Consider the following 17,566-nt stretch of genomic DNA (forward strand, 5'->3'; position numbering starts at 1 on the left):
CAACACCTTTCGTGCGGTGAGAAACATAGCGAGAAGCGTGCCATTGCACCGCAGCACGCCTTCGACGCGCGAGACGAATGCGCGTGTGGGCAGCGCGCCAAACGACTAGAATGAAGCGCGACGCGGCACCCATGCCGCCGAAGGCGAACATGAGAGACGACGACGTGGCGGCTGACATCACGGAAAACGAGGAAACACGCGCACCTTTGCGGCGGCGCAAGGCGCACATTCGCGAGTCGAATGAAGCGCATCTTCTGGCGTGCGCGGAGGCGGTTTTCGCCGAGCGCGGACTCGACGGCACGAGCACCGCGATGATCGCGGAACGCGCGGGCTTACCAAAAGCCAACGTGCATTACTACTTCCCGACAAAGCTCGCGCTGTATCGACGCGTGCTGGAAGACCTGTTCGAAGACTGGCATCGCGCGGCGGATACGTTCGAGTGCAGCGACGACCCGGTCGAAGCGATCGGCGGGTACGTGCGCGCGAAAATGGAATTGTCGCGGCGCCGGCCGCTCGGTTCGAAGGTGTGGGCGAGCGAGATCATTCACGGCGCGGAGCATATGGAGGACATTCTCACGGAGCGGGTGAAGCCGTGGCTCGATAGCCGTGTGAAGGTGATCGACGATTGGATCGCGCGCGGGCTGCTTGCGCCGGTGAATGCGCAGACGCTGATGTATATGATCTGGGCGACGACACAGCACTATGCCGACTTTGATGCGCAGATTCGCGCGCTTAAGGGCAAGCGCGCGTTGACGCAAAAGGCGTTCGATGCGACTACGGAGGAAGTGGTGCAGTTGGTGATTCGGGCTTGCGGGGCGGTATCGCCGGGGAAGGTGGATTTGCCCGAGTGTAACGCGTAGGTTCGAAGCTAGGGTGCTCGAGTTGTTTCAGCAGATCGAATCTTCCGGCGAGAGTGTGATCGTGACAGACTGCGGCAAACCCGTGCTCGAAGTGCGGCCCTATCGCGGCATGGAACGCAACGCACTCGAAGTGCTGCGTGGCACGCCTTTGCGTTATGACAATCCCACGACGTCCATCACCGAAGACGCGTGGGAGGTCACTCAATGATCACTCCAGGCGAGTTCCATGAGATCTTGCCGACCGCACGACCGGACACCATCCGGTCAATACGTCTCCAGATGCAGCCTCCCCTCCTTCTTCAACTTCACCCACAGCGCTTCCCAATCCAGCTGATGCCGCTCGCCAATCTCCTTGAGCGCTTGCAGCACACCATCCTCCATGCCCTTCAACCCGCACACGTAAATATGCGTGTTGTCGTCCTTGAGCATGTGCGCCACATCGACGGCGCGTTCGCGCATGGCGTCCTGAACATAACGCTTCGGTTGACCGGGCGTACGCGAAAACGCCAGATTCGTATCGATGAAATCCTTCGGCAGATTCGTAAGCGGCCCGAAGTACGGCAACTCTTCCTTGGTCCGCGCGCCGAAGAACAACATCAACTTGCCCGTAGCGCCCTTCAGCCGACGCCGGCGGCGATACTCGGTCATCGCGCGCATCGGCGCTGAGCCCGTGCCGGTGCAGATCATCAGCAGATGCGAGTTCGGATGGTTCGGCATCAGGAACGTGCCGCCGAACGGGCCGATCACCTTGACCACGTCACCCTTCTTCAGATCGCACAGGTAGTTCGAACACACGCCGTCCAATGAGTCGCCGTGTTGCTGCGAAACACGTTTGACCGTCAGCGAGACGTTGTTGTAACCAGGCCGCTCGCCATCGCGCGGGCTCGCAATCGAATACTGGCGCGCGTGATGCGCGCGGCCGTCGGCGGCAGTGCCGGGCGGCAGAATGCCGATCGACTGGCCTTCCAGCACCGGGAACGGCATCGACCCAAAATCCAGCACGATATGATGAATGTCGCTATCGGTCGATCCGTCCGTCAGCCGGTAGTTGCCGACCACCGTCGCGCTAGTCGGCTCCTTGTGCGTGTAGAGATTCACGTAGGGCTTCGCTGCGGACCACGGCGGCACGACCGAGCCGCGCACGGTATCCACTTCGATGCCGCTCGCCTCGGCCACCGTATCGCCCGACGCGCCCGCGCCTGGCAATTCGTCCGCGGCGGGCACGGCCATCGTGTTCTGTTCCGGCAGGACGTCCCATGTGAACTGCTCTTCGATCGGATACGCGTCGGCCTTCAGCACCGTGCGCCAGTTATCGATTGCGCCGGTCGGACACGGCGGCACGCACGCCATGCAGCCGTTGCAGATCTCCGCCTTGACCACGTAGTTGTTGTCGTCGTGCGTGATCGCATCGACCGGGCAAGTCTCTTCGCACGTATTGCAGCGAATGCAGATTTCCGGATCGATCAGATGCTGCCTGAGAACTTCGATCGATACTGGGCCGTTCATGACTTCCTCCATCTTGAGATGCGGCGCAACCGTGCATGGCGCCGTTCGCCGCCCGCGCGCTCAGTTAAAGCGCACGTATTCGAAATCGACCGGCTGACGGTTCACGCCCATTGCGGGCGGCGCGATCCAGTTGGCGAACTTGCCGGCTTCCGTCACGCGTCCCATCAAAGAAGCGACGTAAGCGCGGTCTTCCGGCGTAGCGAGCCATTTCGCCTCATTGGCAGCCCATTCGCTTTCGCTGACCACACGGCCATCGGGCGACACACGCGTACCCGCGAACGTGCCGATCTGCCGATTGAACGCTTTATGCGGCACAGTCATGCGGAAATCGATGCCCGCCTTGTCCAGCACCTTGTTCCAGCGCCCCACGCCCGCCACCGAATCCTTGATGTAGTCGTCGCGCAGCACTTCGTTCATCGCGTTGAGCATCGGCACTTCGCGCTCGACCAGCTTGCCGTCCTGCACGTCGAGCAGCTTGTAGCTCTGACCGTTCAACTGATGATCGTCGTCGCGCTTGTTTTCTTCGTAACGGCCTTTGAGGCCCGAGCTATAGAACGTGGCCGCGTTGGAAGAATGATCCGCGCCGAACAGGTCGATCGTGACCGAGTAATGGAAGTTCAGATAGCGTTGAATGGTCGGCAGATCGATCACGCCGGCCGCGCGAAGCTTCGAGACGTCGTCGGTGCCGAGTTCGTTCATCACCTGAGCTGTGCGCTGGATCACGCGAGATACACCCGACTCGCCGACGAACATGTGATGCGCTTCTTCAGTCAGCATGAACCTCGTGGTACGCGCGAGCGGATCGAAGCCCGACTCGGCGAGCGCCGACAACTGGAACTTGCCGTCGCGATCGGTGAAGTACGTGAACATGAAAAACGCGAGCCAGTCCGGCGTTTTCTCGTTGAACGCGCCGAGAATGCGGGGATTGTCGTCGTCGCCTGAACGGCGGCCGAGCAATGCTTCGGCTTCCTCACGGCCATCGCGGCCGAAGTAACGATGCAGCAGATACACCATCGCCCACAGGTGGCGGCCTTCTTCCACGTTCACCTGGAAGAGGTTGCGCAAGTCGTACATGGAGGGCGCCGTCAAGCCAAGGTGACGCTGCTGTTCGACCGACGCCGGCTCGGTATCGCCTTGCGTCACGATGATACGGCGCAGATTCGCGCGATGTTCGCCGGGCACGTCCTGCCAGGCCGCTTCGCCCTTGTGTTCGCCGAAATGAATCTTGCGGTCCTGCTCGCCGGGCGTAAGAAAAATGCCCCAGCGGTAGTCCGGCATCTTCACGTGATCGAAATGCGCCCAGCCGCCCGCGTCGACGCTTACGGCGGTACGCAGATAAACGTCATAGCCGTGCGAGCCTTCCGGGCCCATATCGCCCCACCACGCCAGGAAATTCGGCTGCCATTGTTCGAGTGCGCGCTGCAGCGCGCGGTCGTCGGCGAGGTTGACGTTGTTCGGAATCTTTTCGCTGTAGTTGATCGTTGACATGGTCGGTTCCTGGTTAGGAAACTGCAGTGACGATGAATGGCGCGTATCTGACAAACGGTGGCCTGTTTCGCGCTCATTGAGCGGACGGCGTTCAGACGCCCATCACGCGCGCATCAAATGCGTATCAAACACGCGAGACGTCGAATTGCGCCTTGCTGCCCTTGCCGTACACCTTGAGCGCGCCCTTCTCGCCCACTGCGTTCGGCCGGTTGAAAATCCAGTTCTGCCACGCGGTGAGACGGCCGAAAATGCGCGTCTCCATTGTTTCCGGACCGTTGAAGCGCAGGTTCGCTTCGAGTCCGGTCAATGCATCCGGCGACATCGCGGCGCGTTCTTCGAGCGCGATTCGGATTTCGTCGGCCCAGTCGATGTCGTCGGGCGATGCGGTCACGAGACCGAGGCGTTCGGCTTCGACTGGCTTGATCGGCTGACCGATCAGGGAGCGCACAGCATCGAGCGGCTCCGCTTCCTCATAGAAACGGCGACCGAGACGCGACTGATGCGTGACCATCGGATAAAGGCCGAAGTTGACTTCGGACAGCGTGATGGCCGGCTCTTCCTCTTCGTTGCTCGGCAGCGCCGCCATATACGTGCGGTCGGCGGCGAACGCGAGTTCCGCGAAAGTGCCGGCGAAGCACGAGCCCGGCTCGATCAGCGCGAACAGCGAACGCGACGAGACGTCGATGCGCGCCAGCGTGCGGCGCAACAGGCCGATGGTCTCGCGCACGAACCAGTGATCTTTGTGTTGCATAAGCGAGGCGTCCGCGGCGAGCAGATTCCGGGCGTCGCCTTCGGTCTTGAAGACCCATGTGCCGACCGCCAGTTCGTTGGTGCGCATGCAAAGGATCGCGTCGTCGAGTTCGCGGGCGAATTGCAACGGCCACCAGTTCACGCCGGCTGCGACGATCTCATCGATATTCGTGGGCGGTTCGCTCTGCGGCGCCTTGGCAGTGAACGTCGCGATACGTTTTGCACGATCGATCGTGACGTCGAGCGTTTTATAAGTGAGGCCTTCTTCGCGATCCGTGCGTTCGATACGCGTGAGCACAACACCTTGTGCGTCAGCGGGACGATCGCTTTGCTCGGCGAGTTCGAGCGCGCGTGCCTGGATCGCCTGGTCGAACTGATTCGGCTTCACGACTTCATCCACGAGACGCCATGCTTTCGCGCGCTCGCCGCGTACGCCCTCGACCACCGTGCAGAAGATATCGGCGCGATCGTGCCGCACCTTGCGTTTGTCGGTGACGCGCGTGAGGCCGCCGGTGCCCGGCAGCACGCCGAGCAGCGGCACTTCCGGCAGCGACACCGATGACGAACGGTCGTCCACCAGATAGATCTCGTCACAGGCCAGAGCGAGCTCATAACCGCCACCGGCGCACGCACCGTTCACGGCAGCCAGAAACTTCAGTCCCGAATGACGCGACGAATCTTCCAGACCGTTGCGCGTTTCGTTGGTGAACTTGCAGAAGTTGACCTTCCACGCATGCGTCGAGAGACCCAGCATGAAAATGTTGGCGCCCGAGCAGAACACGCGGTCTTTCAGGCTCGTCAGCACCACGGTTTTCACTTCGGGATGCTCGAAGCGGATGCGCTGTACCGCGTCGTGCAGTTCGATGTCGACGCCGAGGTCGTACGAATTCAGCTTGAGCTTGTAGCCGTCACGAATGCCGCCGTCCTCGGCGATATCGATGCCGAGCGTCGCGACGGGACCGTTGAAGCTCAGCTTCCAGTGCTTGTACTGGGAGGGTTCAGTGCGGTAGTCAACCGGCGCGACGGCGGTTTCTGCTGTGGACATGGGGCGTCTCCTGACTGGACGATGCAAAACTGTTTTTTTGAACAATAGTGCACTGTCAAACCCATGTAAAGCACTTTAGTGCATGTTTGCTAGTAAACCCTGACGTCGAATTGCACGTTAGCCGAGCCGCGCTTCGTCGGGCGATTCCGCAGCGAGTCTCGCGGCGAGGCGGTCGCGCAGTTGCAGGTAGGCGTCGGCCAAGGTTTTTTCGCTGGTGTCGAAGGTCATGTCGGCGCGGGCGTAGAGCTCGCTGCGCCCCGCCAGGATGCGCTTCAGGTCGTCCATCGCCTCCTTGTTGCCCGACATCGGCCGCAGGTCGCCTTGCGCGACGACGCGGCGCATGTGCTCCTCCGGCGCGGCCTGCAGCCACACCGTATAGCAATGCGACAGCAACGTATTGAAGGTGCCCGACTCCGACACCAGCCCGCCCGGCGACGCGATCACCGCGCGTTCGTGTTCCTGAATCACGGCCTCCAGCGCGCGGTGTTCGTAACGCCGGTAAGCGGCCGCGCCATAAAGCGAATGAATCTCCGAGGGCGGGCAGCCGGCCAGTTGCTCGATTACACGTGTGAGTTCGACGAACGGCACTTTGCGCTCCTGCGCGAGCATTCGTCCGAGCGTCGATTTGCCGGCGCCGCGCAGGCCGATCAACGCAATCCGGTCCTTGCGATGCGGGTCGCGCGGCGCCTGCGCGAACATCTCGGCGAGCGCCACGCGGGCGCGCTGCAAGGCCGCCTGATCGCGTCCCTGCAGCAGCTCGCGGATCAGCAGCCATTCGGCGGAGGCCGTGGTTTCGTCACCGATCACCTCGGCCAGCGAACAGTTCAAGGTGCCCGCGATCTGCCGCAGCACCAGCACCGACGCATTGCCCACCCCCGACTCCAGATTCGCCAGATGCCGCTCCGACAGGCCGGTTTCCGCGGCTAACGTCTTGCGCGTCATGCCGCGGCGCGCGCGCAGCAGACGCACGCGTTCGCCCATTGCCGTGAGAAACGGATCGCGCTCTGCGCCGCGCTCCGGCACCCGTTCGGCGCGGCTCGCGTCCTCGTCGGCTGAGTCGGCCAGCGGTACGGAAGAGTAATTTTGGTTCATGTTTTGCTGCCCGTTAACTTCGATACATGTACTATAGTGCTTGACAGACACCAGGTGAACGGTTAATTTTCGCCAAATATTGATCCAATAACAAACGCTGTTGAGAACTTTCGGCAGCGTCACGGAGATGGCGCGACGACTCGCATGCATTAACGTGCGTGTGCGGTCGAAGGCGCCGATCTGGAGGCTCGCATGTCCCCACATGAATTCCAGCGCCTGATCGCGGGCGTCACGGAGCAACTCGACGGCCGGCCGCTCGACGGCGAGCTGGCGGACTGGCTGAACGACACCTATCCCGCCGACGGAGACGCGTTCCGCGAGCTTGCAGAGGCATGCCGAACCGGCGTCGCCGAAGGCTGGCTGTGCAACCGCGAAGGCGGCGGCATTCGCTACGGCCGCATCTTCAAGGCGCTGCCCGAAACCCACGGCTTTTCCGTCGACGTCGTCGATATGAAGGATATTGCCGGTCCGCATCATGTTCATCCGAACGGCGAGATCGATCTGATCATGCCGCTCACCGAAGGCACCACCTTCGACGGCCACCCGGCCGGCTGGTGCGTGTACGGGCCCGGCTCCGCCCATCGGCCGACGGTGGCGAACGGCGAGGCGTTGGTGCTCTATCTCCTGCCGCAAGGCGCCATCGAATTCACTCCCGCCTGAGCGCCGCCATGACCGAACTCCTGAAGAACCATGTAGCCGGCCAATGGATCGCCGGCAGCGGCACAGGCGTCACGCTCACCGATCCGGTGACAGGCGTCGCGCTCGTGCGTGTGTCGAGCGAAGGTCTCGATCTCGCACACGCGTTCGGCTTTGCGCGCGATACCGGCGGCGCCGCGTTGCGCGCCTTGACCTACGCGCAGCGCGCCGCCCGTCTCGCCGATATCGTCAAGCTGCTGCAAGCGAAACGCGACGACTACTATGCGATCGCCACCGCGAACTCCGGCACCACGCGCAACGACTCGGCCGTCGATATCGACGGCGGCATTTTCACGCTCTCGTATTACGCGAAACTCGGTGCGTCGCTCGGCGACGTGCATGCGCTGCGTGACGGCGAAAGCGTCTCGCTGAGCAAGGATCAATCGTTCAGCGTGCAGCACGTGCTCACGCCGACACGCGGCGTCGCGCTCTTTATCAACGCGTTCAATTTTCCATCGTGGGGCTTGTGGGAGAAAGCTGCGCCAGCGTTGCTATCCGGCGTGCCCGTCATCGTCAAACCGGCTACGGCAACCGCCTGGCTCACCCAACGCATGGTCGCCGATGTGGTCGACGCGGGCATTCTGCCGCCCGGCGCGCTCTCGGTGATTTGCGGCAGTTCGGCGGGCCTGCTCGATCAGATTCAGTCTTTCGACGTCGTGTCGTTCACGGGCTCGGCGCAAACCGCCGCCACGTTGCGCGCGCATCCGGCCTTCGTGCAGCGCGGCGCGCGTCTGAACGTCGAAGCCGACAGCCTGAATAGCGCGATTCTGTGCGCCGACGCCGCGCCCGGCACACCGGCCTTCGATCTCTTCATCAAGGAAGTGGTGCGCGAAATGACGGTGAAATCCGGGCAAAAATGCACGGCGATCCGGCGCGCGTTCGTCCCCGAGGGCGCACTTGAAGCCGTGCTCGAAGCGCTCAACGCGAAGCTCGCGAAAATCACCGTCGGCGATCCGCGCAACGACACCGTGCGCATGGGTTCGCTCGTGAGCCGCGAGCAATACGAGAACGTGCTGGCCGGCATCGCGGCGCTGCGCGAAGAAGCGGTGCTCGCCTTCGACGGCTCCGCTGTGCCGCTCATCGACGCAGACTCAAATATCGCGGCTTGCATCGCGCCGCATCTGTTCGTGGTCAATGATCCGGATAACGCGACGCTACTGCACGACGTCGAAGTGTTCGGACCGGTGGCGAGCGTGGCGCCCTATCGCGTCGCCACTGACGCAGCAACGTTGCCCGAAGCGCACGCGGTCGCGCTCGCGCGGCGCGGCCAGGGATCGCTCGTCGCCTCGATCTATTCGAACGACGAAGCACATCTCGGCCGTCTTGCGCTCGAACTTGCGGATTCGCATGGCCGCGTGCATGCCATTTCGCCTTCAGTCCAGCAGAGTCAAACGGGTCACGGCAACGTGATGCCGATGTCGCTGCACGGCGGCCCGGGCCGCGCGGGCGGCGGCGAGGAACTCGGCGGCTTGCGCGCGCTAGGTTTCTATCACCGGCGTTCGGCCATTCAGGCAGCGAGCGCGGCAATCGGCTCGCTGACGCAAGCGACTCATTTGCCCAAGACCTGACGGCGCACGAATCTAACGATAAGGACCGGGCAAGCACATTAGCCTGACAGCATCAAGCGGATCACGAGCACAGAATAGCCGGACCGCGCCCACCCGATGGAGGAGACACATGGAAGCCCTGTTGGAAAAGGCCGCGAATCAGCCCGCCGCGACAGCCGAAGCGCCGCCCGCGCTATTCAATTTCGCGGCCTACCTGTTTCGACTGAACGAAACACGCGCCACCAAGACCGCCTATATCGACGACACCGGCAGCATTACCTACGGTGAACTGGAAGAACGAGCGCGGCGCTTCGCTAGCGCGCTGCGAACGCTCGGCGTGCATCCCGAAGAGCGCGTGCTGCTCGTCATGCTCGATACCATCGCGCTGCCGGTTGCCTTTCTCGGCGCGCTCTACGCGGGCGTCGTGCCGGTCGTTGCGAACACGCTGCTCACGCCCGCCGACTACGTGTATATGCTCACGCATAGCCATGCGCGCGCGGTGATCGCCTCGGGTGCGCTGGTGCAGAACGTAACGCAAGCGCTAGATTCCTCCGAACATGACGGTTGTCAGTTGATCGTCTCGCAGCCGTGTGAAGGCGAGCCGCTTCTCGCGCCTCTGCTCGAAGAATTGATCGACGCCGCCGCGCCCGCCGCCAAAGCCGCGGCAACCGGTTGCGACGACATCGCCTTCTGGCTGTATTCGTCAGGCTCGACCGGCAAACCGAAGGGCACGGTCCATACGCATGCAAACCTGTACTGGACCGCCGAACTTTACGCGAAGCCGATCCTCGGTATCGCCGAAAGCGACGTGGTGTTCTCCGCAGCCAAGCTGTTCTTTGCATACGGTCTCGGCAACGGCCTGACGTTTCCGCTGTCGGTCGGCGCCACGGCGATCCTGATGGCGGAGCGTCCCACCGCCGACGCAATTTTCATGCGTCTCGTCAAACATCGCCCTACCGTATTCTACGGCGTACCCACGCTCTACGCGAACATGCTGGTCTCACCCAACTTGCCCGCACGCGCCGATGTCGCGATGCGGATCTGCACCTCGGCGGGCGAAGCGTTGCCGCGTGAAATCGGCGAGCGCTTCACCGCGCATTTCGGCTGCGAGATTCTCGACGGCATCGGCTCGACAGAAATGCTGCATATCTTCCTGTCCAATCGCGCGGGCGCGGTCGAGTATGGGACGACGGGGCGACCCGTGCCGGGATACGAAGTCGAGTTGCGCGACGACGCCGGTCACGCCGTGGCCGATGGCGAAGTCGGCGATCTGTACATCAAAGGCCCGAGCGCAGCCGTGATGTACTGGAACAACCGCGAGAAAACGCGCGCTACTTTTCTCGGCGAATGGATTCGCAGCGGCGACAAGTACTGCCGGCTGGCGAACGGCTGCTATGTCTACGCGGGCCGCAGCGACGACATGCTCAAGGTGAGCGGCCAGTATGTCTCGCCGGTCGAAGTGGAAATGGTGCTGGTGCAGCACGGCGCGGTGCTCGAAGCGGCGGTGGTCGGCGTCGATCACGGCGGCCTCGTCAAGACCCGCGCGTTCGTGGTGTTGAAGCGTGAATTCGCGGCGTCTGAGATACTCGCGGAAGAGTTGAAGGCTTTCGTGAAGGACCGCCTCGCGCCACATAAATACCCGCGCGATATCGTGTTCGTCGACGATTTGCCGAAGACTGCCACCGGAAAAATTCAACGCTTCAAACTGCGCGAGCAGTCATAAGGTGATTTATGCAGAACCCCGCCATTGGCAACGTTGCAGCGACGACCGCCAGCGAATTCGCTGATTTGCCTGCTACCGCGTCGCATGGGCCGTTGCGCATCGAGTATCGTTGGCTCAATGAAGCGGCAGGCGACGCGCCGATCGCCGTCTTCCTGCACGAAGGTCTCGGCTCGATCGCGATGTGGCGCGACTGGCCGCAAACGCTGTGCGAACGGCTCGGCATGCGCGGGCTGGTTTATTCACGGCCCGGCTACGGACTTTCCACCCCGCGTCCGCATGCAGTGAAGTGGCCCGTCGATTTCATGACGGCGCAGGCGCGCGACATTCTGCCCGCTTTGCTCGACGCACTCGATATCGATATGCGCGAACGCCGGCGCATGTGGGTGATCGGCCACAGCGATGGCGGTTCGATCACGCTGCTGTATGCGGCACTCCATCCGGAAGAATTGGCCGGTGCGGTGGCCATTGCGCCGCACGTTTTCGTCGAAGATATTTCAGTGGAGAGTATCGCGCAGACCAAACAACTCTACGAAACAACGGACCTGCGCAGCAAGCTCGCCCGCTATCACGCGGACGTCGATTCCGCGTTTTATGGCTGGAACGACATCTGGCTGAATCCGGCATTCAGGCAGTGGTCGATTGCAGAAGAAATGGCGTCGATCCGCAAGCCGCTGCTCGCGGTGCAAGGCCACGACGACAACTACGGCACGATGGCCCAAATTGACACGATCGCCGTACAGGTGCCGCATGCGCAACTGGTCAAGCTCGACGCTTGCGGGCACTCGCCGCATCGCGACGCGCCGCAACCGCTGAACGACGCCATTGCGGCATTCGTTTCGAGCGCGGCGCGTCTGGACCATTGAGGTCATGAGCGCGGCGCGTCTTCACGACGCGCCGCATTGCAGCGCTATTGCTGTCGAACCGCTCAGATCACCGTCGACAAACCCAGCGTCAACAACAATGCTGTCACCGAGATGATCGTTTCGCAAACGGTCCATGTCTTGAAGGTTTGCGGCACCGTCATGCCGAAGTACTCCTTCACCAGCCAGAAGCCGCCGTCGTTCACGTGCGAGAGGATTAGCGACCCCGCACCGGTGGCCAGCACCAGCAACTCGGGGCGCACGCCACCCACCGTGCTTGCGGCCGCAGCCGCGATCGGCGCGATGATGCCGGCAGCCGTTGCCATCGCCACCGTCGCCGAACCGGTCGCCACGCGAATCAGCGCCGCCACCAGCCAGGCGAGAATCAGCAACGGCACGTGCGCGCCGGTCGCGACATCCACAATCGCTTTCGACGCGCCGCTGTCGATCAGAATGCGCCCGAAACCCGCGCCCGCTCCCACCACCAGCGTGATGCTCGCGGTCGGCGCAAGACATTCGTTGGTGAACTTGAGGATCTGGTCGCGGTTGAAGCCGCGCGCCTTGCCGAAGGTGATGAAGCTCAACAGCACAGCCAGCAGCAGCGCCATGTCCGGGTGACCGATCAGGCGCAGCACGTTATTCGCTGTCGATTTGGCCGGCACGATCAAATCGGCCCAACTGCCGACCAGCATCAGCAGCACCGGCAACAACACTGTCAACAGGGTGATGCCGAAGCCCGGCAACTCCTGGTGCGAGCGCTTCGCGTCCTGTTCGATGAATTGCTGCGCCATCGGATTGACGCCGTCGAGCACGACAAAGCGCGCGATCAGCTTCGAGAACAACGGACCGGCAATCGCAGCGGTCGGAATACCGACGATCAGTGCGTAGAAAATCGTGTGGCCGATATCCGCGTTGTACGCGGTCACTGCGAGCAACGCGGCCGGATGCGGCGGAATCAGCCCGTGCACGACCGAGAGACCCGCCACCATCGGAATGCCGACGCGAATCATCGAGGTGCCGGTACGCTGCGCCACGTTGAACGCAATCGGAATCAGCAGCACGAAGCCGACTTCGAAGAACACCGGCAAGCCGACGAGGAACGCGATGCACATCATCGCCCAATGCACGTTCTTCGGACCGAACAGGTCGATCAACGTGCGTGCGATGCGCTCCGCGCCGCCCGACTCGGCCATCATCTTGCCGAGCATGGTGCCCAGACCGACCACGATCGCAATGTGGCCGAGCGTGCCGCCCACGCCGGTTTCGAACGACTTGAGAATCGACGTCGCCGGCATGCCGACGGCCAGCGCCAACGCCACCGACACCACCATCAAGGTGATGAACGGATTCATCTTGAAGCGCGCGATCAGCACGACGAGCGCGATGATGGCGATCAATGCATAGACGAGTAACAGACTTCCTTGAACGGTCGCCATAGGTGCTCCTGAAGGGAAAGAACCGCGCCGCCGCTTTGAGCGCTTTGCAGCGCTCTCTGCCGCATAGGTCACACGACATGCTGCGAATGCGACAACGCGGGCGGCGTGCTTAGAACTTGTGGCGGATGCCGGCGACGGTCACGAACTGACCGTTGTTGCTCGACGGATTGGAAATGCCTTCAACCCACGCTTTCGAACCGGACGAGCGCTGGTAGATGCCGTTCAGGTAGAGGTCGGTCGTCTTGGACAGGAAGTACTCGCCGCCCAGGCTCAACTGGTTGTAGTGCGCGTTGGTCGCCGTGGTGCCGCTGGTGTTCTGCGTCGTGTAGATGTAGCCGAGCGCGAGCAGCGTGGCCGGCGTGAACTGGTACTTCAGGCTGGCTTCGTAGTTGGCGAACCGCAGGCTGCCGCCCGTCAGCAACTGGAATTGCGAGTTCGTGTAGAGCAATGCGACGGTAGCCGGACCGAACACGTACGCACCGCCCGCGCCCCACACCTGATTGCGCTTCACACCGCTGATGATCGACGAGCCGGTGTTGTAGTAATTGTCCGAAGGCGCCGCGCCCGCGGTGCTGGTAGCCGGCTGATTGACCAGCGAGTACGCCGCGTCCAGACGCACCGGACCGTTCACGTAATCAGCGCCGACGCTCCATGCGCGGTTGTTGGCGAAGTCGCCCGCAGCGTTCGAGAACGCGTACATGGCGTTGGCAGTGAAGCCTGCATACGTCGGCGTGGTGTACTTGACCGCGTTGTTGGTGCGATAAGTGTTGTTGATATCGTCGTTGTCGTAGATCGCGTTGCCGTACTGGCTCATGGCGCCGACGCCGTTGATCTGCAGATTCGACAGATAGTCCTGCACGCTGTTGTACTGACGGCCGAGCGTGATCGTGCCGGCCTTACTGTTGGACAGCGCGACCCATGCGCTACGACCGAAGATGCGGCCGCCCTGGCCCAATGCGCCGGTCTCCAGGCTAAAGCCATTTTCCAGCTTGAACATCACCTTGTTGCCACCGCCCAGATCTTCCGTGCCGAGCAGGCCCCAGCGCGAGCCCTGCACATTGCCCTGCGTCGCCTGATAGGCCTTTTCGCCCTTCTGATTGTTCGTGAACGTAAAGCCCGCGTCGACGATACCGTAGAGCGTCACGCTGCTTTGCGCCTGCGCGGCTTGTGCGGCGAGTCCGGCCACTGCGAAGGCGATGGCCGTACGGAGAATCTGCTTGTGCGTCATGGTTTCCTCAAGTCGAAAGAAAAATGAACGCCGGTGACATCGAGCATGTTCCGGCGATATAAGTAGTACTAAGCGGGCAAGTCAAAGCCGCACCGGAACGGCGTCCGGTGCTGCGGTCAAGCCAGGGTCATCGGTGAAGCGAAATCAGTCGGGCCAGTTGCGGCGCGCGGCGATGCGGCGAGCGTCGCGCTGGTAAAACGGTGTGACGATGGGTTCGGGCGACAGACGCGCCCGTTCGAGTTCGGCGGTCAGCCTAGCCAGCACGATCTGCTCTTCACCCGGGTGCAGATTGCACGGGTCGATAAAGAAGAAATGCAATTCGGCTTCGTGATCGCGCACGATCACCGGCGCTTCCCCCGCAGATGGATGCGCCAGTGCGTCGGCGAGATCCCATGCGGTGATGCGCGCCTGCTTCGGATCGATGTGCAACTTCAGGCGGTCGAGCGGATTGCCGGTCGGGTCGGCGTCGATCTCGGCCCACACACCGTCGCAACGGTTCAGCGTTTCACGCCACAGCGTCAGGTAGCCGCGTTCGCGGGCACGGATCGCGACGTGGTCGCGCTGCTGCCACTGCTCGAGCGCGGCAATCGCGCCGACAATGCCTTCCTTACCGACTTTCATGCCGCGGCCGATGCCGCCATTCTGGAAATAAGCGGCACGTACCAGCGCTTTCTTGCCCGCGACGATGCCGGCGGTCAGTCCGCCGAGAAACTTGTGCGCCGAATACAGCACGAGGTCCGCGCCGGCGGCGATGAAACGCTTGAGGTCGTACTCGGAAGCCGCGTCGACGATCACGGGTACGCCCTTCGCACGCGCGATCGCTATAAATTCTTCGAGCGGGATCATGCCGAATTGCACGGTGTGATGCGACACCACGTAAAGCGCCGCAGCCGTGCGTTCGGTGATGGCGGTGTTCAGTTGATAACCGTGCGCTTCGGTGGCCGCGCCGACCGGCACGACGCGCGCGCCCGACAAACGGATCGCCTGATCCACCGGTGCGCCATAATTGACGAGATGGCCGGTCTGGATCACGACTTCATTGCGCAGGCCCGGCAAACTGCTCGTATCCGGCAGGCGTTCGATCAAGCCGTGGTCGTCGCCCGTCATGGTGGCGGCGATGGCAAGCGTGATGGCCGCTGAGCACGACGCGGTGACATAGCCAGCTTCGCTGCCGCACGCCGCGCTGATCGCAGCGGATGCCTTGCGTTGCAGATCGTCGATCTCGACGAATTGCGGCAGCATCTGCGCTACCGTGTCGATCACCGGCGCGCTGACGCTGGACGCGCCCAAGCTCGTCATCGTGCCCGAAGCATTGATGACGGGGCGTAAGCCAAAACGAGAGCGAATGTCCATGAAGCGCCTCCGACCTGGTATTTCTTAATTATGGAATATATGTTGTAATTGCGGATCAGTCTAGCATACAATCCCCCTGCGTCAACTGGCCAAAAACATAGCGACAGAGGAGCACGATGGCTCGCACGTCCCGACCTTCCGCGTCCGCCGGCGAATCCGTGGCGGCAGCGGCGCATCCGTCCGCAGAGCAATCGCAGGGTGAAACCGTGGCGCCGCGCACGCGCACCAGCGCGCTCGACCGGGCCGTGCAGATTCTCGACGCGCTTCAGCAGGCGAACCGCCCCGCCACCGCGTATGAAGTTGCGCGCATCGTCGGCGCACCGTTGTCCACCGTATATTCGATCATCAACGACATGGTCGAGAAGAGTCTGCTGGCGCGGCGTGTCGACGGCACCATCTGGCTCGGCTCGCGCCTGTACGGCTACGGCCTGACTTACGCGAGTTCGCTCGACTATCTCGCGGTCGCGCATGAGGAAATGCAGCGGCTCTCCGCCGAAGTCGAAGAAACCGTGCAAGTCTGCGGTCTCGAAGACGGCATGATGGTGGTTCAGCAAATGGCCGAAGGCCCCGGGCATTTTCGCGTCACGTCGCGAGTCGGCAGTCGCGTGCCGCTCAATTGGACGGCTTCGGGCCGGTTGCTGGTCGGCCACTTGCCGGACGCCGAACGGGTCGCGTTTTTCGCGCAGCACGCGCAAAGCTCGCCCACCGGGCGCGCGGAAACGCGGCCGGAAGTGCTCGCGCAGATCGCGCGCGAAGCGCTTGAGGCGCGACTGTCGATTCAGATCGGCGAATCGGATGCGTCCGTGGCGTGCCTCGCAGCGCCCGTGCTCGACAACAGCGGCGCGTGCGTCTTCACCATTTCGATCGTGATGCCCGAGGCGAAGGCCGCGCTCGGCACCGAACGTTTCGCGCAAGCCGTGCAGTCGGTGGCGGCCCGGATCGAAGCGCGCCTTGGCTGGCGGCACCGCGAGCAGGAGCCGGCCGCGTAAGCGCCGCCGCCCTGCTCAATTCTCAACGACCGCTCACCCTCACGTCCTTATCGATGAACTGCTACGACCGGCTGCACACGCGCGGCCTCAAGCTCCCGCAAGTGCCGACGCCGATCGGCAATTTCACGCACTGCACACGCGAGGGCAATCTGCTGTTCCTGTCCGGCCAGGGTCCGCTCGACGAAACCGGCTCGCTGATGACCGGCAAGGTCGGCGCTACGGTCAGCGCGGACGAAGCCTACCGGCATGCGCAAATGGTCGGACTCAATCTGCTGGCGGTGCTGCACGACGAACTCGGCGATCTGCGCCGCGTGAAGCGCATCCTCAAACTGCTCGGCATGGTCAACGCAGCGCCGGATTTCACCGAGCATCCGCGCGTGATCAACGGCTGCTCGGATCTCTTCGTCGATATATTCGGCGACGCCGGTCGCCACTCGCGCTCCGCGGTCGGCGTGGGCTCGCTGCCGGGCAATATTACCGTCGAGATCGAGGCCATCGTCGCGATCCAGGATTGACGGTCGCGCAGTTTTCAACAAATACCCAAATTTCCACATCTTCACAAAAGTTACACAGGTCAGCGACTATTCTTGCGCATCGCTGACCTGGGCACATGGATGCCCTGGCGCAACTTTCCCGTGCCGGAGACATTGCCATGTCTGTTGTGTCGAACCCGTCGATTGCCTTGCATCGCAAACGTTTGTCGGCCGCGCTGGCCGCCGTGTCGCTGTGCCTGCTGCTCGGCGCATGCGGCAACGACGACGACAAAACTCCGGACACGCGCGCGGTTAGTTCCACCGTGAGTCCCGCGGGCGACGGCAACGCCGCTGCCGTGCCGCCGGCGAATCCATCCTCCGCTTCACCCGCGCCCGCTGCCGTTACGATTCAAACCCCCGCACTACCCGCATCAAGCGCCGACCCGGCATTGACCGCCGCCGCGTCGACGCCGCTCGCCACACCCGTTATCCACACCGTCGACTGAGTTTCGCGCGTCAC

General features: G+C 62.7%; 16 protein-coding genes. 9 read left to right on the forward strand and 7 right to left on the reverse strand.

The features are described 5' to 3' along the window. Positions 1-110: 110 nt before the first annotated feature. Positions 111-860, forward strand: coding sequence for a TetR/AcrR family transcriptional regulator (locus BPHYT_RS13325; protein ID WP_012433678.1), 750 nt, complete (start codon positions 111-113; stop codon positions 858-860). A gap of 13 nt (positions 861-873) precedes the next feature. Continuing rightward, positions 874-1,068: a hypothetical protein gene (locus BPHYT_RS13330; RefSeq protein WP_012433679.1), complete on the forward strand. Its 195-nt coding sequence runs from the start codon at positions 874-876 to the stop codon at positions 1,066-1,068. 56 nt (positions 1,069-1,124) lie between these two features. Here the strand turns inward: BPHYT_RS13330 and boxA are convergent, their stop codons facing one another. From boxA to BPHYT_RS13350, 4 genes are all read right to left on the reverse strand, one after another. Next, complete coding sequence (boxA, locus tag BPHYT_RS13335) at positions 1,125-2,366, reverse strand: benzoyl-CoA 2,3-epoxidase subunit BoxA (RefSeq protein ID WP_012433680.1); 1,242 nt, start codon at positions 2,364-2,366, stop codon at positions 1,125-1,127. 60 nt (positions 2,367-2,426) lie between these two features. Then, entirely contained in the window at positions 2,427-3,854 is a 1,428-nt protein-coding gene (gene boxB, locus BPHYT_RS13340; RefSeq protein WP_012433681.1) for a benzoyl-CoA 2,3-epoxidase subunit BoxB, read from the reverse strand. 124 nt (positions 3,855-3,978) lie between these two features. Further along, entirely contained in the window at positions 3,979-5,649 is a 1,671-nt protein-coding gene (boxC, locus tag BPHYT_RS13345) for a 2,3-epoxybenzoyl-CoA dihydrolase (RefSeq protein WP_012433682.1), read from the reverse strand. Positions 5,650-5,766: 117 nt separating this feature from the next. Beyond that, entirely contained in the window at positions 5,767-6,741 is a 975-nt protein-coding gene (locus BPHYT_RS13350; RefSeq protein ID WP_041758501.1) for a helix-turn-helix transcriptional regulator, read from the reverse strand. 192 nt (positions 6,742-6,933) lie between these two features. On the opposite strand from BPHYT_RS13350, the gene BPHYT_RS13355 reads away from it, so the two are divergent. From BPHYT_RS13355 to BPHYT_RS13370, 4 genes are all read left to right on the forward strand, one after another. Continuing rightward, positions 6,934-7,401, forward strand: a complete 468-nt coding sequence (locus BPHYT_RS13355) for a DUF4863 family protein (protein ID WP_012433684.1) — start codon at positions 6,934-6,936, stop codon at positions 7,399-7,401. Between the two features lie 8 nt (positions 7,402-7,409). Further along, the gene (locus tag BPHYT_RS13360) at positions 7,410-9,005 is read left to right on the forward strand and encodes a 3,4-dehydroadipyl-CoA semialdehyde dehydrogenase (protein WP_012433685.1); all 1,596 of its coding nucleotides are present in this window, start codon (positions 7,410-7,412) and stop codon (positions 9,003-9,005) included. Between the two features lie 109 nt (positions 9,006-9,114). Continuing rightward, positions 9,115-10,707: a benzoate-CoA ligase family protein gene (locus tag BPHYT_RS13365; protein ID WP_012433686.1), complete on the forward strand. Its 1,593-nt coding sequence runs from the start codon at positions 9,115-9,117 to the stop codon at positions 10,705-10,707. A gap of 8 nt (positions 10,708-10,715) precedes the next feature. Continuing rightward, positions 10,716-11,570, forward strand: coding sequence for an alpha/beta fold hydrolase (locus BPHYT_RS13370; RefSeq protein ID WP_012433687.1), 855 nt, complete (start codon positions 10,716-10,718; stop codon positions 11,568-11,570). Between the two features lie 62 nt (positions 11,571-11,632). On the opposite strand, the gene BPHYT_RS13375 is transcribed toward BPHYT_RS13370, so the two are convergent. From BPHYT_RS13375 to BPHYT_RS13385, 3 genes are all read right to left on the reverse strand, one after another. After that, on the reverse strand, positions 11,633-13,003 hold the full coding sequence (locus BPHYT_RS13375; RefSeq protein WP_012433688.1) for a GntT/GntP/DsdX family permease: 1,371 nt from the start codon (positions 13,001-13,003) through the stop codon (positions 11,633-11,635). Positions 13,004-13,112: 109 nt separating this feature from the next. Beyond that, on the reverse strand, positions 13,113-14,231 hold the full coding sequence (locus tag BPHYT_RS13380; RefSeq protein WP_012433689.1) for a porin: 1,119 nt from the start codon (positions 14,229-14,231) through the stop codon (positions 13,113-13,115). 144 nt (positions 14,232-14,375) lie between these two features. Beyond that, complete coding sequence (locus BPHYT_RS13385) at positions 14,376-15,584, reverse strand: aminotransferase class V-fold PLP-dependent enzyme (RefSeq protein WP_012433690.1); 1,209 nt, start codon at positions 15,582-15,584, stop codon at positions 14,376-14,378. A gap of 116 nt (positions 15,585-15,700) precedes the next feature. Here BPHYT_RS13385 and BPHYT_RS13390 point away from each other — a divergent pair, with 116 nt between their 5' ends. The 3 genes from BPHYT_RS13390 to BPHYT_RS13400 all read left to right on the forward strand — a co-directional run bounded on the left by BPHYT_RS13390 (position 15,701) and on the right by BPHYT_RS13400 (position 17,552). Further along, on the forward strand, positions 15,701-16,573 hold the full coding sequence (locus BPHYT_RS13390; RefSeq protein ID WP_012433691.1) for an IclR family transcriptional regulator: 873 nt from the start codon (positions 15,701-15,703) through the stop codon (positions 16,571-16,573). A 53-nt stretch (positions 16,574-16,626) separates the two neighbouring features. Continuing rightward, positions 16,627-17,088, forward strand: coding sequence for a RidA family protein (locus tag BPHYT_RS13395; protein ID WP_012433692.1), 462 nt, complete (start codon positions 16,627-16,629; stop codon positions 17,086-17,088). Between the two features lie 137 nt (positions 17,089-17,225). Then, positions 17,226-17,552 carry a hypothetical protein gene (locus BPHYT_RS13400; protein WP_012433693.1) on the forward strand — a complete coding sequence of 109 codons (327 nt, stop codon included), beginning with the start codon at positions 17,226-17,228 and terminating at the stop codon, positions 17,550-17,552. Positions 17,553-17,566 lie beyond the last annotated feature (14 nt).

It is taken from the genome of Paraburkholderia phytofirmans PsJN (assembly GCF_000020125.1).
Classification (GTDB): Bacteria; Pseudomonadota; Gammaproteobacteria; order Burkholderiales; family Burkholderiaceae; genus Paraburkholderia; species Paraburkholderia phytofirmans.

What these genes read in the sequence shown, in the direction of transcription:
- BPHYT_RS13325 (WP_012433678.1), top strand. Translation starts at nt 111, where the DNA reads ATGAAGCGCGACGCGGCACCCATGCCGCCGAAGGCGAACATGAGAGAC.
- boxA (WP_012433680.1), bottom strand. Translation starts at nt 2,366, where the DNA reads ATGAACGGCCCAGTATCGATCGAAGTTCTCAGGCAGCATCTGATCGAT.
- BPHYT_RS13370 (WP_012433687.1), top strand. Translation starts at nt 10,716, where the DNA reads ATGCAGAACCCCGCCATTGGCAACGTTGCAGCGACGACCGCCAGCGAA.
- BPHYT_RS13385 (WP_012433690.1), bottom strand. Translation starts at nt 15,584, where the DNA reads ATGGACATTCGCTCTCGTTTTGGCTTACGCCCCGTCATCAATGCTTCG.
- BPHYT_RS13400 (WP_012433693.1), top strand. Translation starts at nt 17,226, where the DNA reads ATGTCTGTTGTGTCGAACCCGTCGATTGCCTTGCATCGCAAACGTTTG.
- BPHYT_RS13380 (WP_012433689.1), bottom strand. Translation starts at nt 14,231, where the DNA reads ATGACGCACAAGCAGATTCTCCGTACGGCCATCGCCTTCGCAGTGGCC.
- BPHYT_RS13350 (WP_041758501.1), bottom strand. Translation starts at nt 6,741, where the DNA reads ATGAACCAAAATTACTCTTCCGTACCGCTGGCCGACTCAGCCGACGAG.
- BPHYT_RS13365 (WP_012433686.1), top strand. Translation starts at nt 9,115, where the DNA reads ATGGAAGCCCTGTTGGAAAAGGCCGCGAATCAGCCCGCCGCGACAGCC.
- BPHYT_RS13395 (WP_012433692.1), top strand. Translation starts at nt 16,627, where the DNA reads ATGAACTGCTACGACCGGCTGCACACGCGCGGCCTCAAGCTCCCGCAA.
- BPHYT_RS13390 (WP_012433691.1), top strand. Translation starts at nt 15,701, where the DNA reads ATGGCTCGCACGTCCCGACCTTCCGCGTCCGCCGGCGAATCCGTGGCG.
- boxC (WP_012433682.1), bottom strand. Translation starts at nt 5,649, where the DNA reads ATGTCCACAGCAGAAACCGCCGTCGCGCCGGTTGACTACCGCACTGAA.
- BPHYT_RS13375 (WP_012433688.1), bottom strand. Translation starts at nt 13,003, where the DNA reads ATGGCGACCGTTCAAGGAAGTCTGTTACTCGTCTATGCATTGATCGCC.
- BPHYT_RS13360 (WP_012433685.1), top strand. Translation starts at nt 7,410, where the DNA reads ATGACCGAACTCCTGAAGAACCATGTAGCCGGCCAATGGATCGCCGGC.
- BPHYT_RS13355 (WP_012433684.1), top strand. Translation starts at nt 6,934, where the DNA reads ATGTCCCCACATGAATTCCAGCGCCTGATCGCGGGCGTCACGGAGCAA.
- boxB (WP_012433681.1), bottom strand. Translation starts at nt 3,854, where the DNA reads ATGTCAACGATCAACTACAGCGAAAAGATTCCGAACAACGTCAACCTC.